14 protein-coding genes, 1 tRNA gene, 1 other RNA gene and 1 pseudogene are annotated in these 17005 nt (G+C 67.0%); 4 read left to right on the forward strand and 13 right to left on the reverse strand.

Annotated features, from left to right (window positions below; genetic code table 11):
* Positions 1-3 precede the first annotated feature (3 nt).
* Positions 4-1365: pseudogene (aceF, locus tag D579_RS0107860) on the reverse strand (dihydrolipoyllysine-residue acetyltransferase); the annotation flags it as partial.
* Complete coding sequence (gene aceE, locus D579_RS0107865) at positions 1355-4018, reverse strand: pyruvate dehydrogenase (acetyl-transferring), homodimeric type (RefSeq protein WP_018951632.1); 2664 nt, start codon at positions 4016-4018, stop codon at positions 1355-1357. The pseudogene aceF and the gene aceE, both read right to left, overlap by 11 nt.
* Before the next feature lie 297 nt (positions 4019-4315).
* Here aceE and rnt point away from each other — a divergent pair, with 297 nt between their 5' ends.
* The gene (rnt, locus tag D579_RS0107870; RefSeq protein WP_018145268.1) at positions 4316-5002 is read left to right on the forward strand and encodes a ribonuclease T; all 687 of its coding nucleotides are present in this window, start codon (positions 4316-4318) and stop codon (positions 5000-5002) included.
* Between the two features lie 92 nt (positions 5003-5094).
* Here the strand turns inward: rnt and grxD are convergent, their stop codons facing one another.
* The 10 genes from grxD to D579_RS0107915 form a co-directional block, all read right to left on the reverse strand.
* Positions 5095-5424, reverse strand: a complete 330-nt coding sequence (gene grxD / locus D579_RS0107875; protein ID WP_018145267.1) for a Grx4 family monothiol glutaredoxin — start codon at positions 5422-5424, stop codon at positions 5095-5097.
* A gap of 83 nt (positions 5425-5507) precedes the next feature.
* Positions 5508-6602 carry a redox-regulated ATPase YchF gene (gene ychF / locus D579_RS0107880; protein ID WP_018937282.1) on the reverse strand — a complete coding sequence of 365 codons (1095 nt, stop codon included), beginning with the start codon at positions 6600-6602 and terminating at the stop codon, positions 5508-5510.
* On the reverse strand, positions 6599-7228 hold the full coding sequence (gene pth, locus D579_RS0107885) for an aminoacyl-tRNA hydrolase (RefSeq protein ID WP_018951633.1): 630 nt from the start codon (positions 7226-7228) through the stop codon (positions 6599-6601). The genes ychF and pth overlap by 4 nt, the downstream gene beginning before the upstream one ends.
* Positions 7229-7252: 24 nt before the next feature.
* Entirely contained in the window at positions 7253-7954 is a 702-nt protein-coding gene (locus D579_RS0107890) for a 50S ribosomal protein L25/general stress protein Ctc (protein WP_018951634.1), read from the reverse strand.
* 139 nt (positions 7955-8093) lie between these two features.
* Positions 8094-9032, reverse strand: coding sequence for a ribose-phosphate diphosphokinase (locus D579_RS0107895; RefSeq protein WP_196799408.1), 939 nt, complete (start codon positions 9030-9032; stop codon positions 8094-8096).
* Between the two features lie 145 nt (positions 9033-9177).
* Positions 9178-9302: non-coding RNA, RtT sRNA (locus tag D579_RS14710), on the reverse strand.
* Positions 9303-9335: 33 nt separating this feature from the next.
* Positions 9336-9410: transfer RNA gene (locus D579_RS0107900), tRNA-Gln, on the reverse strand.
* Positions 9411-9746: 336 nt separating this feature from the next.
* Entirely contained in the window at positions 9747-10601 is an 855-nt protein-coding gene (gene ispE, locus D579_RS0107905; protein WP_051074770.1) for a 4-(cytidine 5'-diphospho)-2-C-methyl-D-erythritol kinase, read from the reverse strand.
* 26 nt (positions 10602-10627) lie between these two features.
* Positions 10628-11293 (reverse strand): lipoprotein insertase outer membrane protein LolB, encoded by a 666-nt coding sequence (lolB, locus tag D579_RS0107910; RefSeq protein ID WP_018951636.1) that lies wholly within the window; start codon positions 11291-11293, stop codon positions 10628-10630.
* Positions 11290-13035, reverse strand: coding sequence for a tetratricopeptide repeat protein (locus D579_RS0107915; RefSeq protein WP_018951637.1), 1746 nt, complete (start codon positions 13033-13035; stop codon positions 11290-11292). Before D579_RS0107915 ends, lolB begins: the two co-directional genes overlap by 4 nt.
* A gap of 170 nt (positions 13036-13205) precedes the next feature.
* Between D579_RS0107915 and hemA the strand changes: the two genes are divergently transcribed.
* From hemA to prmC, 3 genes are read left to right on the forward strand one after another with little or no spacing between them, the layout of a single operon-like run.
* The gene (hemA, locus tag D579_RS0107920; RefSeq protein ID WP_018145259.1) at positions 13206-14504 is read left to right on the forward strand and encodes a glutamyl-tRNA reductase; all 1299 of its coding nucleotides are present in this window, start codon (positions 13206-13208) and stop codon (positions 14502-14504) included.
* Positions 14501-15586, forward strand: a complete 1086-nt coding sequence (gene prfA, locus D579_RS0107925) for a peptide chain release factor 1 (RefSeq protein ID WP_018951638.1) — start codon at positions 14501-14503, stop codon at positions 15584-15586. The genes hemA and prfA overlap by 4 nt, the downstream gene beginning before the upstream one ends.
* Positions 15586-16440: a peptide chain release factor N(5)-glutamine methyltransferase gene (gene prmC / locus D579_RS0107930; protein WP_018951639.1), complete on the forward strand. Its 855-nt coding sequence runs from the start codon at positions 15586-15588 to the stop codon at positions 16438-16440. Before prfA ends, prmC begins: the two co-directional genes overlap by 1 nt.
* Before the next feature lie 87 nt (positions 16441-16527).
* On the opposite strand, the gene D579_RS0107935 is transcribed toward prmC, so the two are convergent.
* Positions 16528-16878, reverse strand: a complete 351-nt coding sequence (locus D579_RS0107935) for a hypothetical protein (protein WP_018951640.1) — start codon at positions 16876-16878, stop codon at positions 16528-16530.
* Positions 16879-17005 lie beyond the last annotated feature (127 nt).

Genomic DNA, 17005 nt, shown 5'->3' on the forward strand with positions numbered 1-17005 from the left:
CGGTTACAGCAGCATGCGGCGCATGTCGGACAACAGCCCACTCAGCGTGGTAGCGAAGCGCGCGCCCAGGGCGCCGTCGATCACCCGGTGATCGTACGACAGCGCCAGCGGCAGGATCAGGCGCGGCTCGAACTCCTTGCCGTTCCAGACCGGCTTCATGCTGGAGCGCGACACGCCCAGGATCGCGACTTCGGGGGCATTCACGATCGGCGTGAACTGGGTGCCGCCGATCCCGCCGAGGCTGGAAATGGTCAGGCAGCCGCCCTGCATGTCCGCCGGTTTCAGCTTCTTGTCGCGGGCACGCTGGGACAGGTCCATCAGCTCGGAGGCGATATCGACCAGGCTCTTGCGGTCCACGTCGCGCACCACCGGGACGACCAGGCCGTCCGGGGTGTCCACCGCGATGCCGAGGTTGTAGTACTGCTTGATGATCAGGTTCTCGCCGGTCGCGTCCAGCGAGGCGTTGAAACGCGGGTACTGCTTGAGCGCGGAGACCACCGCCTTCATCAGGAACGGCAGGAAGGTGACCTTCACGCCCTTCTTTTCGTACTCGGCCTTCAGCGACTTGCGGAAGTCCTCGAGCTCGGTGATGTCGGCCTCGTCGAACTGGGTCACGTGCGGGACGGTGACCCAGTTGCGATGCAGGTTCTTGCCGGTGAGCTTGTTGATCTTCGACAGCGCCTGGGTCTCGGTCGGACCAAACTCGGAGAAGTCGATCTCCGGCATCGGCTCGACCCCCAGCCCGCCACCAGCGCCCTGGCTCAAGGCGCGCTTGACGAAGCCCTGCACGTCCTCGCGCAGGATGCGCCCCTTGCGCCCGGAGCCGTCGACCTTGCTCAGGTCGACGCCCAGCTCGCGCGCGAACTTGCGCACCACCGGCGAAGCATGCGCCTTGCGGAAGGCCGACTCGTCACGGATGTGCTCGGTGGGCGACGGGCGCGGGTCGGCCCGGTCGGCGGCCTTCGGCGCCTCGGAGGGCTGCGGCTTTTCGGCCTCGGGGGCCGATTCGGCTTTGGCATCCGAAGAGGATGCTTCCTGCTTCGGCGGCTCGTCTTTCGCGGACTTGTCCTCGGCGGCACCCTCGTCGGAGGGTTCCAGCTCCAGGATCGGATCGCCCTCGTTGACGCGGTCGCCGGCCTTTACCTTGACTGCTTTCACGGTCCCGCCCTGCGGGGCCGGGATCTCGATGGAGGCCTTGTCCGATTCCAGCGTGATCAACGGATCCTCCGGGGCGATGGTGTCCCCCGGGCTCACGATCACCTCGATGATCTCGACGTCCTTGAAGTCACCGATGTCCGGTACGTGCACGGTAGTCGTGTTGCTCATGTCTGCTCCTGCCTCGGTACCGGCGGCCTCAGGCCTGCAAGGGGTTGGGCCGTTCGACGTCGATCTTGTACTTCTTGATCGCGTCGGTGACGGTCTTGACCTCGACGGTCCCGGCGTCGGCCAGGGCCTTCAGGGCCGTGACCGCGATGTGGTAACGATCGACCTCGAAGTGCCGGCGCAGCGCCGCGCGGGTGTCCGAGCGGCCGAAGCCGTCGGTGCCCAGCACGCGATAGTCGGCCGGCACGAAGGCGCGGATCTGGTCGGCGTAGGCCTGGACGTAGTCGGTCGCGGCGATGACCGGGTCGTCCGAGCCACCCAGGCACTCCTCGACCCAGGACTTGCGTGGCTTGGCCTCCGGATTCAGGCGCGCATGGCGGTCGGCATCGCGGCCGTCGCGGGCCAGTTCATTGAAGCTGGTCGCGCTCCAGACCTCGGCGGCCACGCCGAAGTCCTTGTCCAGCAGTTCGGCGGCGGCGATGGCCTCGCGCAGGATGGTGCCGGAGCCCAGCAGGCGCACCTTCTTTTTCTTGCGCCCGCCCGCCTGGAAGCGATACAGCCCGCGGCGGATGCCTTCCTCGGCACCCTTCGGCATGGCCGGCTGCGGGTAGTTCTCGTTCATCACGGTGATGTAGTAGAAGACGCTTTGCTGCTCCGCGTACATGCGGCGCATGCCGTCCTGCACGATCACCGCCAGCTCGTAGGCGAAGGTCGGGTCGTAGGCGATGCAGTTGGGGACGTTGGCCGCCATCATCTGGCTGTGGCCGTCATCATGCTGCAGGCCTTCGCCGGCCAGCGTGGTGCGCCCGGCGGTCGCGCCCATCAGGAAGCCCCGGGCGCGCATGTCGCCGGCGGCCCAGATCAGGTCGCCGATACGCTGGAAGCCGAACATCGAGTAGAAGATGTAGAACGGCACCATCGCCACGCCGTGCGTGGAGTAGGAGGTCGCGGCCGCGATCCAGGAGGACATGGAACCGGCCTCGTTGATCCCTTCTTCCAGGATCTGGCCCTTCTTGTCCTCCTTGTAATACATCACCTGGTCCTTGTCCTGCGGCTCGTAGAGCTGACCGACCGAGGAGTAGATCCCCAGCTGACGGAACAACCCTTCCATGCCGAAGGTGCGGGCCTCGTCGGGCACGATCGGAACCACGTTCTTGCCGATCTTCTTGTCGCGGGCAAGCAGGGTCAGCAGCCGCACGAAGGCCATGGTGGTCGACATCTCGCGCTCGCCGGAGGCCTCCAGGAGGCCGTTAAACGCATCCAGCCCGGGCACTTCGAGCGGCGTGGCCAGCGGCCGGCGCACGGGCAGATGCCCGCCGAGGTCGTTGCGCCGCGCGTTCATGTACTTCATCTCTTCGGAGTCGGGGTCCGGCTTGATGTACTCGGCCTTCTCCACCTGCTCGTCGGACAGCGGGATATTGAAGCGGTCGCGGAACTGCTTCATGTCGTCCGAATCCATCTTCTTCTGGCTGTGGGTGCGGTTCTGGGCCTCGCCCGCCGCGCCCATGCCATAGCCCTTCACGGTGTGCGCGAGGATCACCGTCGGCTGCCCCGTGTGCTCGGCGGCCGCCTTGTAAGCCGCATAGACCTTGACCGGGTCGTGCCCGCCGCGATTCAGACGCCAGATGTCCTCGTCGGACATGTTGGCCACCATGCGCTGGAGTTCGGGATACTTGCCAAAGAAGTGTTCGCGCACGTAGGCGCCGTCGCGCGACTTGTAATTCTGATAGTCGCCATCGACCGCCTCCATCATGCGTTTTTGCAGCAGGCCGTCGGTGTCCTTGGCCAGCAGCGGATCCCAATAGCGGCCCCACAGGACCTTGACCACGTTCCAGCCGGCGCCGCGGAAGATGGCCTCCAGCTCCTGCACGATCTTGCCGTTGCCACGCACCGGGCCGTCCAGGCGCTGCAGGTTGCAGTTCACCACCCAGGTCAGGTTGTCCAGCTTCTCGCGCGAGGCGAGGGTGATCGCCCCCAGGGTCTCCGGCTCGTCCACCTCGCCGTCGCCGACAAAGCTCCACACGCGGCGGTTCTTGGTCTCCGCCAGGCCGCGATCCTGCAGGTAGCGCATGAAGCGCGCCTGGTAGATGCTCATGATCGGACCCAGGCCCATGGACACGGTCGGGAACTGCCAGAAGTCCGGCATCAGCCACGGGTGCGGATACGACGACAAGCCCTTGCCATCCACCTCGCGGCGGAAGTGGTCCAGCTGCTCCTCGCTCAGGCGTCCTTCCATGAACGCGCGGGCGTAGATGCCCGGCGAGGAATGCCCCTGGGCAAACAGCAAGTCACCGCCGTGGTCGTGCGCAGGGGCGTGCCAGAAGTGGTTGAAGCCGACGTCGTACAGCGTCGCGGCGGAGGCAAAGGTGGCGATATGCCCGCCCAGCTCGGCAGAGACCCGGTTGGCCTTCACCACCATCGCCATTGCGTTCCAGCGGATATAGGAACGAATGCGATGCTCCACCGCGCCATCGCCCGGATATTCCGGTTCGAGGTGGGTGGGGATCGTGTTCACATAGGCAGTGTTGGCGGAGTACGGGAGGTAGGCCCCGCTGCGGCGCGCCTTGTCGACCAGTCGCTCGAGGAGGGCATGGGCCCGCTCCGGGCCATCCGTCTCCAGCACGGAGGCCAGGGCGTCGATCCACTCCTGGGTCTCCTGCGGGTCGATATCGTGTTCGATCGCGTTCGGGTCCATGCGCTCTACCCCTGAAAACGGGTTGGGAATCGGGTTGCCACTACGGGGCCGGGCCACCGGGCAGGCGGGCATTTGCTACCATGCGCCGGTGTTGGGCGGGCATAAAAGGCGCAAGTATCCCGACTGTCCCGCCAACAGGTCAAGCGAAAGCCCGCTATGGCGCCGATCGTCGGGGAAATCTGCGGGAACGTGCCCAAAGTGCGCGCAACCCGCCTAAACAGCCGGAACGCGGGACAATCCCCCGCCCGGCGCCGCCGACATCCCGAACCACCGCCGCACCCGAAACCGAGTACCTCAATGCCCGAAACTCTGCAGCTGGACCCCAATCACCGCCCGATGGCGAACCGCTTCCGCGGCTTCCTGCCGGTGGTCGTCGACGTGGAGACCGGCGGCTTCGACTGCCACCGACATGCCTTGCTGCAGATCGCTGCGGTGTTTCTGCGCCGCGACGCGAACGACCACCTGGTGCGCGACCGCACGGTCAGCGTGCATGTGCGGCCGTTCGAGGGTTCGGAAATGGACCCGAAGTCGCTGGAGGTCAACGGCATCGACCCCTACCACCCGCTGCGCGCGGCCTACCCCGAGGATCAGGCGATGGGCAAGGTGTTCAGCGAGGTGCGCCGGGAGGTGAAGGTCAACCACTGCAAGCGCGCGGTGCTGGTGGGGCATAACGCCCACTTCGACCTGGGCTTCGTGCACGCGACGGCCGAGCGCTGCGGCATCAAGCGCAACCCGTTCCACCCGTTCAGCAGCCTGGACACGGTATCCCTAGCGGCACTGGCCTTCGGCCAGACCGTGCTGGCGCGCGCGGCGGACGCCGCAGGACTGGGCTGGGACACCGAGTCGGCGCACAGCGCGGCCTTCGATGCGGAAAAAACGGCGGACATCTTCTGCCAGATCACCAACCGCTGGCAGGACGGGATCGGGGTGCCGCAAAACGCCCTGCGCCTGCCCGACCCGGAGGAGCTCCCGCCCGGGAGTTGAACGCAAAAAAACCCGCCGCCCGAGCCGCCACAAGGGCGCCCGGGTGACGGGTTATATGCCGGACGACCGTATGGCCGCCGGACCAGTTCAGCCTAGCTGGCCGCGCGCTTGGCGTGGGCCTCGTCGACCATCTTCTTCAGCTCGCCGCTCTCGAACATCTCGAGGGTGATGTCGCAGCCCCCGACCAGTTCGCCGTCGATATAGACCTGCGGAAAAGTTGGCCAGTCGGCGAAGCGCGGAAGATTCTGCATGACTTCCTGATCCGCGATCACGTTCACGTAGCCAAATTCCTGGTCGCAGCGCTTGAGCGCCTCCACCGCACGGCTGGAGAACCCACACATGGGGAACTGCGGGGTGCCCTTCATGAAGATCACCACCGGATTGTCTTCCACCTGCTGGCGGATGCGATCCATTACGTCCATTACTGTACTCCCGAAATTTGGTGCCAAAACAGGGCGCAGCCGCGCATCGCGGCACGCCCCAAACTTATTTCCTAGTATAACGCTCAGACATTGAAGCGGAAATGTACCACGTCGCCTTCTCTCAGCACGTATTCCTTGCCTTCGAGGCGCCATTTCCCCGCGTCCTTCGCGCCCTGCTCGCCGTTGTATCCGACGAAGTCGTCGTACCCCACTACCTCGGCACGGATGAAACCGCGCTCGAAATCCGTGTGGATCGCCCCCGCCCCCTGCGGCGCAGTGGAGCCCTGGCGAACGGTCCAGGCACGCACCTCCTTCTCGCCCGCGGTGAAGAAGGTCTGCAGGTTCAACAGGCGGTAGGCCGTCCGGATCACCCGGTCCAGCCCCGGCTCCTCGAGACCCAGGTCGGCCAGGAACTCGGTACGCTCCTCGGGATCCAGCACCGCGATCTCGGCCTCGATGGCGGCGCAGACACTGACCACCTCGGCGCCCTCCTCGGCCGCCTTCGCCTGCACGGCCTCGACCATGGCATTGCCAGCGGACAGCGAGGCCTCGTCAACATTGGCAATGTACATCGCCGGCTTGAGGGTCAGAAGGTGCAGGTCGTACAGGGCCCGCCGCTCGTCCTCGTCCAGACCCTGCGCCCGTGCCGGAATGCCCTGATCAAGGCCCGCCGACACCTTCTCGGCCGCCTGCAACTGGGCGATGGCGGTCTTGTCCTGCGACTTGGCCGCACGTGCCAGACGGGAAAGCGCCTTGTTCACCGTCTCGAGGTCCGCCAGCATCAGCTCGGTGCTGATGGTCTCGATATCCGCCAGCGGATCGACCTTGCCGGCGACATGCACAATGTCGTCGTCCTCGAAACAGCGCACCACCTGGGCGATCGCATCCGTCTCGCGGATATGGGCGAGGAACTGGTTGCCCAGCCCCTCGCCCTGGGCGGCGCCCGCGACCAGACCGGCGATATCCACGAACTCGACCGTGGTCGGCAGCGTGCGCTGGGGCTTCACGATCTCGGCGAGCCGCGTCAGCCGCGGGTCCGGGACCTCCACCACGCCCACGTTTGGATCGATGGTGCAGAAGGGGTAGTTCTCCGCCGCGATGTCCGCGCGCGTGAGGGCATTGAACAGGGTGGACTTGCCGACATTCGGCAGGCCCACGATCCCGCATTTCAGACTCATCGGGCTTCCTCGGAGTTCTTGGGGCCGGCCGGCTTCGACCCACCCCCATGCAGATTGCGCACGGCCTCGTCCCAGCGCCCGGCCACCAGGGCCGGGATCTGGTCCAGGGCCGTATCGATGGCCTCCTCGATGGCCCGGGCATCATCCCGCCCAGGGCGATCGAGCACGAACGGCACCACGTCGTCGCGATGCCCCGGGTGGCCGATCCCGACCCGCAGCCGGGCGTAGTCCGGCCCGCCCATGTGGCGGTGCAGATCGCGCAGCCCGTTGTGTCCACCATGGCCGCCGCCCAGCTTCAGCCGCACTACGCCAGGATCGAGATCCAGCTCGTCATGCACGACCAGGATGGCCGCGGGCGGGATGCGGTAGAAATCCGCGCACTTGCGTACCGGCAGGCCACTCTTGTTCATGAAGCTCATGGGCTTGAGCAGCCAGCAGTCGCCGTCCGGCAGGGTCAGACGTGCCGCTTCACCATCGAAGCGACTCTCGGGGCGGAACTCCGTGCCATGGCGGCGGGCCAGGGTGTCCACAAACCAGAAACCCGCGTTATGCCGGGTTTCGGCATAACGCGGGCCCGGATTCCCCAGCCCGACCACGAGACGGATCGGTTCGGGTTGGATCGCCATCAGTCAGGCGGCAAGCCGCAAGGCTTACTCCTTGTCCCCGGACTCCGACTCGTCGCCGGAAGCGGCCTCGTCGCCACCCTCGGCTTCTGCGCCACCTTCGGCTTCCGCGGCTTCGCCGTCGAGCTCTTCCTCTTCCGCCTTCGCGGAACGCGGCAGCAGCACGCTGACCACGGCGTAGTCGTATTCCTCGCCGTGCATCAGGGCCACGCTCTGCACGCCCTCCGGCAGCTTCAACTCGGAGATGTGCACGGTGTCACCGACATCCAGCTCGATCACGTCGAGATCGATGGACTCAGGCAGGTCGCCCGGCAGACACTCGACCTCGAGCTCGTTGATCATGCGGCTGACCATACCACCGCCCAGCTTCACGCCCTTGCACTCTTCCTCGTTGTGGAAGTGCAGCGGCACGCTGACGCGGATCGGCTGATTGGCGCTCACGCGCATCAGGTCGACGTGGTAGATGGTCGGCTTGAACGGATGGCGCTGCACATCTCGCAGGATCGCCTTCTCGGTCTTGCCGCCCAGCTTCACGCTCAGGATGTGCGAATAGAACGCATCTTCCTTGAGGTTGTGGACCATCGCATTGTGATCCAGCGTGATGGCCACGGCGTCCTTGTCCGCTCCGTACAGGATGGCGGGCAGCTTGCCAGCGCGACGCAGGCGGCGGCTCGCACTCGAACCCTGTTCGTCACGCTTTTCGGCTTCAATGGTAAAGCTCATGCTCATTGCTACGGTCTCCAAAATGAAAGGCGCTTCACCCGAAGCGCCTTGAACACACCCCGCCCGCGACCAGGCGGGGCGCTGAATGGGAGGCAAGCCTCCCGAAATCGGTTATCGCCGGTCCACAGCTCCAGCCCACACGGGCCTAGTCCATGAACAACGAGCTGACGGACTCCTCGAGGTTGATGCGGCGGATGGTCTCCGCAAGCATCTCCGCGACCGACAACTGACGAATCTTTTCGCAGGCCTGCGCATTGGGCTGCAGGGCCAGGGTGTCGGTCACCACCAGCTCGTCAAGCGCCGAACCGTTTATATTATCAATTGCCGCGCCGGAAAGCACGGGGTGCGTGGCATAGGCCATCACCGAGTGCGCCCCGTGTGCCTTCAGGGCCTTCGCGGCCTGGCAGAGCGTACCGGCGGTATCCACCAGGTCGTCAATGATGATGCAGGACTTGCCGCGCACATCCCCGATGATGTGCATCACCTCGGACTCGTTGGCACGCGGGCGGCGCTTGTCGATGATCGCCAGATCGGCGTCATCCAGCCGCTTGGCGATGGCGCGGGCACGCACCACCCCGCCGACATCCGGCGACACCACGGTCAGATCGCCCGAGACATGCCGCCAGACATCGCCCAGCAGCACCGGCGAGGCATAGATGTTGTCCACCGGGACGTTGAAGAAACCCTGAACCTGGTCGGCGTGCACGTCGATGGTCAGCACGCGATCCGCGCCCACCGCCTCGATCATGTTGGCGACCACCTTGGCCGAGATCGGCACCCGCGCCGAGCGCACACGACGGTCCTGGCGCGCATAACCGAAATACGGGATCACCGTGGTGATGCGTCCGGCCGAGGCGCGGCGCAGCGCATCCACCATGATCACCAGCTCCATGATGTTTTCGTTGGTCGGCTGCCCCGTCGGCTGGATCAGGAAGACGTCGCGGCCGCGCACGTTCTCCAGCAACTCGACCTGCACCTCGCCATCGCTGAAACGCCCCACGATGGCCTTGCCCATCGGCAGCCCCAGGTGCTCCGCAACGGCCTGGGCGAGACGCGGGTTGGCATTGCCCGCGAAGATCATCATGCGATTCTTGTCGACCACGGTTCGTCCCGGTCTGGATGGAGTGGAGCGAGCGCGCTAGAACGCCCGAGCTCCAAATTATAGACCCCGGATCGGGACCGGGGTCTTGGTGGTTTTGCTTCGCGCCCTTCTGGCGCGAAGCGGTTGTTGGCTGGGCCGGCAGGATTACGGCGCTGCGCGCCGCCCTTCGGGCCGCCGCCTGTGGCGGCGTTCTCTCGCGGCGATGCCGCTCGAGTCGAACCCGGTTCTCATCCTGCCGTCCCGGCAGTTTGGGTGACCCGCGCCCGAGGCGCGGGTCTGATTGTATGGCTGGGCCGGCAGGATTCGAACCTGCGCATGGCGGGATCAAAACCCGCTGCCTTACCGCTTGGCTACGGCCCAATATCTCGCTGGACTCTAATTGTACTGCCTGGCCGGCACCGTGCCCGGCCTATCCCGCGGATCGGCGTTGCCGATCCGGGCCGGCAGGATGATGGCGCTGCGCGCCACCCTTACGGGCCGTCACCTTCGGCGACGGTCGGTCGCGGCTTCGCCGCTCGCGTCGAACCTGCGCATGGCGGGATCAAAACCCGCTGCCTTACCGCTTGGCTACGGCCCAATATCTCCCTGAACTCTATTGTACTTCCTGGCCGGCGCCGTGCCCGGCTCACCCCGCGAATCGGCAAGGCCGATTCGGGCCGGCAGGATGATGGCGCTGCGCGCCACCCTTGCGTGGACTTATTCTTTTTCGCTGTTACCGCCGCACGGCGGTAACCAGGCCTGCAAGGGTGACGTGTTCTGCAACGTCGTCACCCAGCTTTTCCACGGGGCGGGCTGCGCGGACTGCGCTGCCCGGGCCGCCCCCTCATCGGGAAACATCCCGAACACACAGCCACCACTCCCGCTCAAATGCGCCCGGGGGCTTTGATCCGCCAGCCAGGCCAGCGCGTGATCGACCTCCGGATAGCGCGCCCGAACGACCGGTTCGAACACGTTCACGAACCGCTCGGCATCGATCGCGGACGAAATTGTCTCGGTGGCGCAGTCGCGTGTCAATTCCGCACACCCGAACATGGCCCCCGTGGCAACCGAAACGCCCGGATCAATCAGCAGAATCCAGCCGGTATCCGGGGCCACCGGCGCAAGCCGCTCACCCACCCCCTCGGCCCAGGCGGCATGTCCGGCGACGAACACCGGCACATCGGCGCCCAGCTCCAGCCCGATCGCCGCCAGTTGCTCGACTGGACACCCCAGATCGAACAGGTAGTTCAGGGCCACCAGCGTGGTGGCGGCATCGGAGCTGCCGCCACCCAGGCCGCCCCCCACCGGGATCCGCTTTTCGAGGTGGATGCGCACGCCGAAGGACTTGTCCGCCACCTCGGCCAGGCGCCGGGCCGCCCGCAGGCAGAGGTTGTCCTGCCCATCGATGGCCTCGCAGGCCATCTCGAAGCGCCCCTCGGGCAGGGGATCGAAGCGCAGGCGGTCTTCCAGCCCGAGGAACTGAAACACCGTCTGCAGCTCATGATAACCATCCGGCCGGCGGCCGGTGATGTGCAGGAAACGGTTGATCTTGGCCGGGGCCGGAAACGGCATCCCGAAGCCCCCGCCCGTCGCCGCACTCACCACGTCTCGTCCGGCCCTAGCTGCCACCGGCCGATGCGCGCGCGCAGCTCGACCTCGTCGCGTTCGAGGACCATGGCAACCGGCATCGAAACGCCGTCAACCTCCTCGAACTCGGTGTATTCGATGGCCCAGCCGGACTGGAGGATCTTCAAGGGGCGGCCGTCCGCATCGATATCCAGCTGGTAGGAGGCTTCCGGGTGCAGCAGGCCACGCACCCAGTAGATCATCCCGCTGACCGGGATGGATTCGCCCAGCACCCGGGCCACCAGGGTATCCGGGTCCTGCGCCTGAAAGCGCTCGCCGGACCGCGTGACCAGCAGCGCGCGCCCGTTATCCGAGAGCGTCAGACGCCCGCCGCCGCGCCCCATCGGGCCGGACAGGTCCAGCACATGCCGGCCTTCCTGCACCCGCCAGTTGAGCTGGGCCGACCAGTATTCCTCCCCGGAGGCCAGCCCCAGACGTGCCACCAGCCGCCAGCTGTCCAGTGCCGCCAGCTGCTCGGTGCGCTCCTCGAAGGCCGCCTCGGCCGCTGGCGAGGTGTCCGCCTCGGGCAGAGGGGCAGCACAGCCCGCGAGCAACAGCCCCCAGCCACCCACCAGCCCGGCCAGCCACCCCGCGCCCCGGATCCGCCGCGACTGTCGCGTCGTCCCGTGCCCGTTCATTCGATCAGATCGTTGCGCACGCGCTGCAGGCGCTCATGCCCGGGCTCGCGGTCCAGCGCGGCCTCGAGGACCTCCCGGGCTTCTTCACGCTCGCCACGCTCCCACAACACCACCGCCAGGTTGCTGGCGATCTCGCCGTCGTCCGACAGCGAATAGGCACGCCGCAGCTGGGTCTCGGCCTCTTCGAGACGGCCCAGGCGGTACAGGACCCAGCCATAGCTGTCGATGATCGCGGCGTCATCCGGCTCCCGCTCGTAGGCGCGCAGGATCAATTCGTAGGCCTCGTCATAGCGATCGGTTCGATCCGCCAGGGTGTACCCCAGGGCATTCAGCGCGGCGACATTCTCCGGATCGGACTCGAGGATCGTGCGGAAATCGGCCTCGGCCGCCGCGATGTCGTCCTCGCGCTCGTGCACCAGTCCGCGCAGGTACAACAACTGCGTATTCCCTGGAAACTGCACCAGGCCGCGGCTCAACCGGCTGCGGGCGTCGGCATACTCGCCCAGCTCGCGCAGGGCGTTCGCCTCGGCCAAATAGGCGCGCCGGGCCAGATCCTCATCCACGCCTTGCTGCATGGGGTCGAAAAGGTCACGAGCGGCCTCGGCCCCGTCGTGTTTGAGTGTCAGGCGCGCGCTGCGCAGGCGGGCATCCTCGGCATGGTCACCGGCCTCCACGCGGGCGTAGGCGCCCAGGGCGGCCTCCGGCTCGTCGGCCATCTCGTGCAAGCGCCCCAGGTAGTACGCGACGTCGTTCTCGCGCTCGCCCAGGGCATCCAGGCGTTCGAGGTAATCCCGCGCGGGCCCCAGCTGCTCCGCCTCGAGATTCATCAACGCCAGCGCCAGCAGGAGCTGCGTATCCTCCGGCGCCATCTCCACCAGACGGTCCATCTCTTCGCGGGCGAAGACGTCATCCTCCATCTCGGTCAGGACCCGCGCGTATCCCAGACGGGCCTCGCGATTGTCCGGGTGCGCCTCCACGGTCGCGCGCAGGGTCTCGACCGCCGCATCGTCATGCCCGGCCTCGCTCTGAGCCCGTGCATGCAGCAAACGCAGCTGGACCGATTCCGGGAAGCGCTCGGCGGCCCGCTCGGTCACCGCAAGCACCTCCTCCCCTGGCTCGCCAAAGCGCAGCGCGGCCTCGGCCTGCACGCGATGCACGCCCACGTCGTCGCGGCGGCGCTCGGCCAGCAGGTGCATGGTCTCCATAGCCGCCTGCTGGTCCTGAGCCTGACCAATCACACCACCCAGGGTCGCGTAGGGGTCGCCGCCCTGCACCACGACGCGATTCATCAGCGAATCCAGCTGTTCGGCCGCCTGCCCGGCATCACCGGCGTTGATCCGCAGGACCGTCGAGACCTGGCTGGCATCGGTGCTCTCGGGGGCCAGACGCAGCCAACGGTCGGCCGAACGCTGTGCGTGTTCCGGCTCGCGCGCGAACAAGGCGATCCGGGTGGCACGCTCGGCGATGGCCGGATCGTCGCTCAGCAACGCCGCGGCTCCGTAATAGCGCGCCGCCTCGGCATGCTCGCCGGAGCGCACCGCGATCTCGGCGGCCAGGACGCTGAACATCAGCACAGCCTCCGGATCCTGGGTCTGCATCAAGGGCAGAACCTCGGGGCGATCCGACTCCGGCGGTTCGGAGGCGTCCAGCGGGGTATGCGCACAACCCACCAGGGAGAACACGGCGGTGAGCGCGAGCAGGCTTCGAATCATGTTGTGTCCAATCGGGATCATTGCGGCCATATCGGATGGGACGGGGCAGCGGCCCCCAGGGTTCCACAGCGCAGGTTCCACACAACGGGTATACGGAGACGTCCGGCCGGCGCGCGCCACCTCCTGCTAACCGTACAGCACAGTACACTATCGGGAAATTCGGCCACGCGCCCGCGTTTTCCGGCACAATACGCGCCAGCATGCTGTTCACACTCGGGATCAATCACAAGACGGCTCCGGTCGCCATTCGCGAACGGCTCTCCGTCAACGAGCACGAGCTCGGCGAGGCCCTGCACTCGCTGCGCTCAGGCGTGCTATTGCCGGAAACCGCGATCCTGTCCACCTGCAACCGCACCGAGGTGTACTTCCGCGAGGACGATCAGCAAAGCGAACAACGCGTCATCGACTGGATCGGCGGCTACCACGGCATCGACCGCGACGAGCTGAAACCCTACCTTTACCTGCACCACGACGGCTCTGCCGTGCGTCACACTCTGCGCGTGGCCAGCGGGCTGGACTCCATGGTCCTCGGCGAGCCGCAGATCCTGGGGCAGATGAAGACCGCCTACCAGCACGCCCACAACGCCGGCACGCTCGGGCGCTCGCTGGAGCGTCTGTTCCAGCACGCCTTCGCCACCGCCAAGGACGTGCGCACCCAGACCGCCATCGGTCAGAGCGCGGTCTCGGTCGCCTTCGCTGCGGTGTCACTGGCACGCCAGATCTTCGGCGACCTGAAGCCGCTGACCGCCCTGGTGATCGGCGCCGGCGAGACCATCGAACTGGCCCTGCAGCACCTCTCCGGGGGCGGCATCGGCAACGTCATCGTCGCCAACCGCACGGTGGAGCGCGCCCGCGCCGTGGCCGGACGCTTCGATGCCGAGGCCATCAGCCTCGACCAGCTCCCCGACCGCATGGCCGATGCCGACATCGTCATCTCCTCCACCGCCGCTCCCTTGCCGATCCTGGGCAAGGGCGCGGTGGAACGCGCCCTGCGCAAGCGCCGGCACAAGCCGATGTTCATGGTGGACATCGCCGTGCCGCGCGATATCGAGCCCGAGGTCGGCCAGCTCGAGGACGTCTACCTCTACACCGTGGACGACCTGCAGGAGGTCATCGACGAGAACATGGCCTCGCGCCAGGCCGCTGCCGAACAGGCCGAAGAGATCATCACCCAGCGCGCCGGCGAGTTCATGCGCTGGCTGCGCGCCCGCGACTCGGTGGACAGCATCCGCCAGCTGCGCCAGCGCGCCGACAGCGTGAAGGCCGAGGCGCTGGCCAAGGCCGAGGCCATGCTACGCGCCGGCAAGTCGCCCGAGGAGGCCATGCAGCTGCTGGCGCACAACCTGACCAACAAGCTGATGCACGCCCCCTGCAAGTCGCTGAACACCGCCGCGCACGAGGGCGACGCCCGCCTGCTGGAGGCCGCGCACCGGCTGTTCCAGCTGCCCGCCCCGGAAGACGACCCCGGCGACGATTCCGACTCCGGCGCCCGTTCGTGAAGGCCTCGTTCCGCACCAAGCTCGAGGGCCTGACTGAACGCCATGCCGAGATCGCGCAGCTGCTGGCCACCCCCGACGCCGCCGAAGACCCGGACCAGCTGCGCCGCCTGTCACAGGAATACAGCCAGCTGGAACCGGTGGCCGAGGCCTGGAAGGCCTGGCACGACAACCACGCGGCGCTGGAAGAGGCGCGCGCGATGCTCGAGGACGACGACGCCGATCTGCGCGCCATGGCCGAGGCCGAGATCGAATCCCTGACCGAACAGACGGAGGCGCTGGAGGCGGAGCTTTATCGCCACCTGATCCCGAGCGACCCGCACGACAACGCCAACGTGTTCCTGGAGATCCGCGCCGGGACCGGCGGTGACGAGGCCGCGATCTTCGCCGGCGACCTGCTGCGCATGTACACCCGCTACGCCGAAAACCAGCGCTGGAAGCTGGAGATCCTCAGCGCCAGCGAGGGCGAACACGGCGGTTATCGCGAGGTCATCGCGCGCCTGGCAGGGCAAGGCGCCTACTCGCGGCTCAAGTTCGAATCCGGCGCTCATCGCGTGCAGCGCGTCCCCGAGACCGAATCCCAGGGCCGCATCCATACCTCCGCCGCAACGGTCGCCATCCTGCCGGAACTGGAGGAGGTCGAGATGCCGGAGATCAACCCGGCCGACCTGCGGGTGGACACCTTCCGCGCCTCCGGCGCCGGCGGACAGCACATCAACAAGACCGACTCCGCCGTGCGCCTGACCCACCTGCCCACCGGCATCGTGGTCGAGTGCCAGGAAGAACGCTCGCAACACAAGAACCGGGCCAAGGCGCTCACCTACCTGGCGGCGCGCATCTTCGAGACCGAGCGCGAGGCCCAGGCGGCCGCGCAGAGCGCCGAACGCAAGGGTCTGGTCGGCAGCGGCGACCGCTCCGAGCGCATCCGCACCTACAACTTCCCGCAGGGCCGGGTGACCGACCATCGCATCAACCTGACCCTGTACAAGCTGGAACAGGTGATGGCCGGTGACCTCGACCCGGTCATCGACCCGCTGATCCACGAATACCAGGCCGAGCAGCTCGCCACCCTCGCGGAGGCGTAATGGAGGCCCCACCCACGCTGGATACCCTGTTGCAGGGCCTGCGTACCCGCCTTCAGCAGGCGGGCGTCGAGAGCCCGGGGCTGGAGGCGCGCATGCTCCTGAGTGCCACTACCGGCCTCGACACCGCGCAGCTGATCGCGCGCGGTAGCGACCCCGCCAGTACCGCACAGGCCGCCCACGCCGAAGCGCTTTGCCAGCGCCGTTGCGCCGGCGAGCCCATGGCGCACATCCTGGGTCGCCGCGCCTTCTGGACGCTGGAGCTGGGCGTCTCCCCCGTCTGCCTGATCCCACGCCCCGAGACCGAGCTGCTGGTGGAACAGGCGCTGGCCGTGATCGACGAGCTCGACACCGACGCACCCCGCGTACTCGATCTGGGCACCGGCCCCGGCACCATCATCCTGGCGCTGAAGAGCGAACGCCCGGACATCCAGGCCTTTGCCAGCGACCGCAGCGAGGGCGCCCTGCAGCAGGCGCAGACCAATGCGCACGCGCTGGGGCTCCCGGTTCAGCTCTGGCAGGGCGACTGGCTCGACGCACTGACCCCGCAGCCGCACTTCGACGTCATTACCTGCAACCCGCCCTACATCGACCCGGACGACCCGCACCTGACGCGCGGCGACCTGCGCTTCGAGCCACGCACCGCCCTGGCTGCGGCGGAACACGGCCTCGCCGACCTGCACCGGGTGATCGACAACGCCCGCCCCCACCTGAAGCCCGGCGGCTGGCTGCTCCTGGAACACGGCTTCGACCAGGGCGAACGCGTTCGACAACGGCTGCAGCAGGCAGGCTATCGGGACGTCCACACCCAGAAGGATCCCGCCGGCCACGAACGGACCAGCATGGGGAGACACTGAACGACATCAACGTGACCCGCATGCCCCGACCACAAAAAAGGCCCCGACCAGATGGCCGGGGCCCAGCGTGTGACAGTCTCTCTCGGGTCAGAACGGCAGACGCAGGTGCAGGTTGACCGAACCGGCGGGGGAAGACCGGTGGCGGTAGTGGCTCGAACGATGGTCGTAGTAGTGATAGTGATGATGCTCGTGACCACGTGAATGCTTTTGGTGGCCACGCCCACGACTCTTCGCACGCTTCGCCTGCTTGTGCCCCCGCGCGCCGGGATGGCCACGGTAGTCCTTGTGCCCGCTCGAATGGCCGTGACGCACGTGCTGCAGGGCACCCGCATCGAAGGTCGAGGCACCCGCCGCCGCGACCGGATGGGCCGCATGCGTCGGGGCGGACAGGGCGAATGCCAACAGCGCGGCCGGCGCCAGAATGGCGAGTCGTTTCATGAGGGATCCCTCCTTCCATGCAGGCCGCCTTGAGAGAGCATCGACGGCCCGGGGTTGTGGCAGGATTGCCAGGATCAAGCGTATGCAGCGTTCCTGAATGGCTCCTAACTGAGCCCGTCCACGAGCG

It is taken from the genome of Thioalkalivibrio sp. AKL12 (assembly GCF_000377925.1).
GTDB lineage: Bacteria > Pseudomonadota > Gammaproteobacteria > Ectothiorhodospirales > Ectothiorhodospiraceae > Thioalkalivibrio > Thioalkalivibrio versutus.

What these genes read in the sequence shown, in the direction of transcription:
- ychF (WP_018937282.1), bottom strand. Translation starts at nt 6,602, where the DNA reads ATGAGTCTGAAATGCGGGATCGTGGGCCTGCCGAATGTCGGCAAGTCC.
- lolB (WP_018951636.1), bottom strand. Translation starts at nt 11,293, where the DNA reads ATGAACGGGCACGGGACGACGCGACAGTCGCGGCGGATCCGGGGCGCG.
- D579_RS0107895 (WP_196799408.1), bottom strand. Translation starts at nt 9,032, where the DNA reads ATGATGATCTTCGCGGGCAATGCCAACCCGCGTCTCGCCCAGGCCGTT.
- grxD (WP_018145267.1), bottom strand. Translation starts at nt 5,424, where the DNA reads ATGGACGTAATGGATCGCATCCGCCAGCAGGTGGAAGACAATCCGGTG.
- D579_RS0107915 (WP_018951637.1), bottom strand. Translation starts at nt 13,035, where the DNA reads ATGGCCGCAATGATCCCGATTGGACACAACATGATTCGAAGCCTGCTC.
- rnt (WP_018145268.1), top strand. Translation starts at nt 4,316, where the DNA reads ATGCCCGAAACTCTGCAGCTGGACCCCAATCACCGCCCGATGGCGAAC.
- ispE (WP_051074770.1), bottom strand. Translation starts at nt 10,601, where the DNA reads ATGCCGTTTCCGGCCCCGGCCAAGATCAACCGTTTCCTGCACATCACC.
- D579_RS0107935 (WP_018951640.1), bottom strand. Translation starts at nt 16,878, where the DNA reads ATGAAACGACTCGCCATTCTGGCGCCGGCCGCGCTGTTGGCATTCGCC.
- hemA (WP_018145259.1), top strand. Translation starts at nt 13,206, where the DNA reads ATGCTGTTCACACTCGGGATCAATCACAAGACGGCTCCGGTCGCCATT.
- aceE (WP_018951632.1), bottom strand. Translation starts at nt 4,018, where the DNA reads ATGGACCCGAACGCGATCGAACACGATATCGACCCGCAGGAGACCCAG.
- prmC (WP_018951639.1), top strand. Translation starts at nt 15,586, where the DNA reads ATGGAGGCCCCACCCACGCTGGATACCCTGTTGCAGGGCCTGCGTACC.
- D579_RS0107890 (WP_018951634.1), bottom strand. Translation starts at nt 7,954, where the DNA reads ATGAGCATGAGCTTTACCATTGAAGCCGAAAAGCGTGACGAACAGGGT.
- pth (WP_018951633.1), bottom strand. Translation starts at nt 7,228, where the DNA reads ATGGCGATCCAACCCGAACCGATCCGTCTCGTGGTCGGGCTGGGGAAT.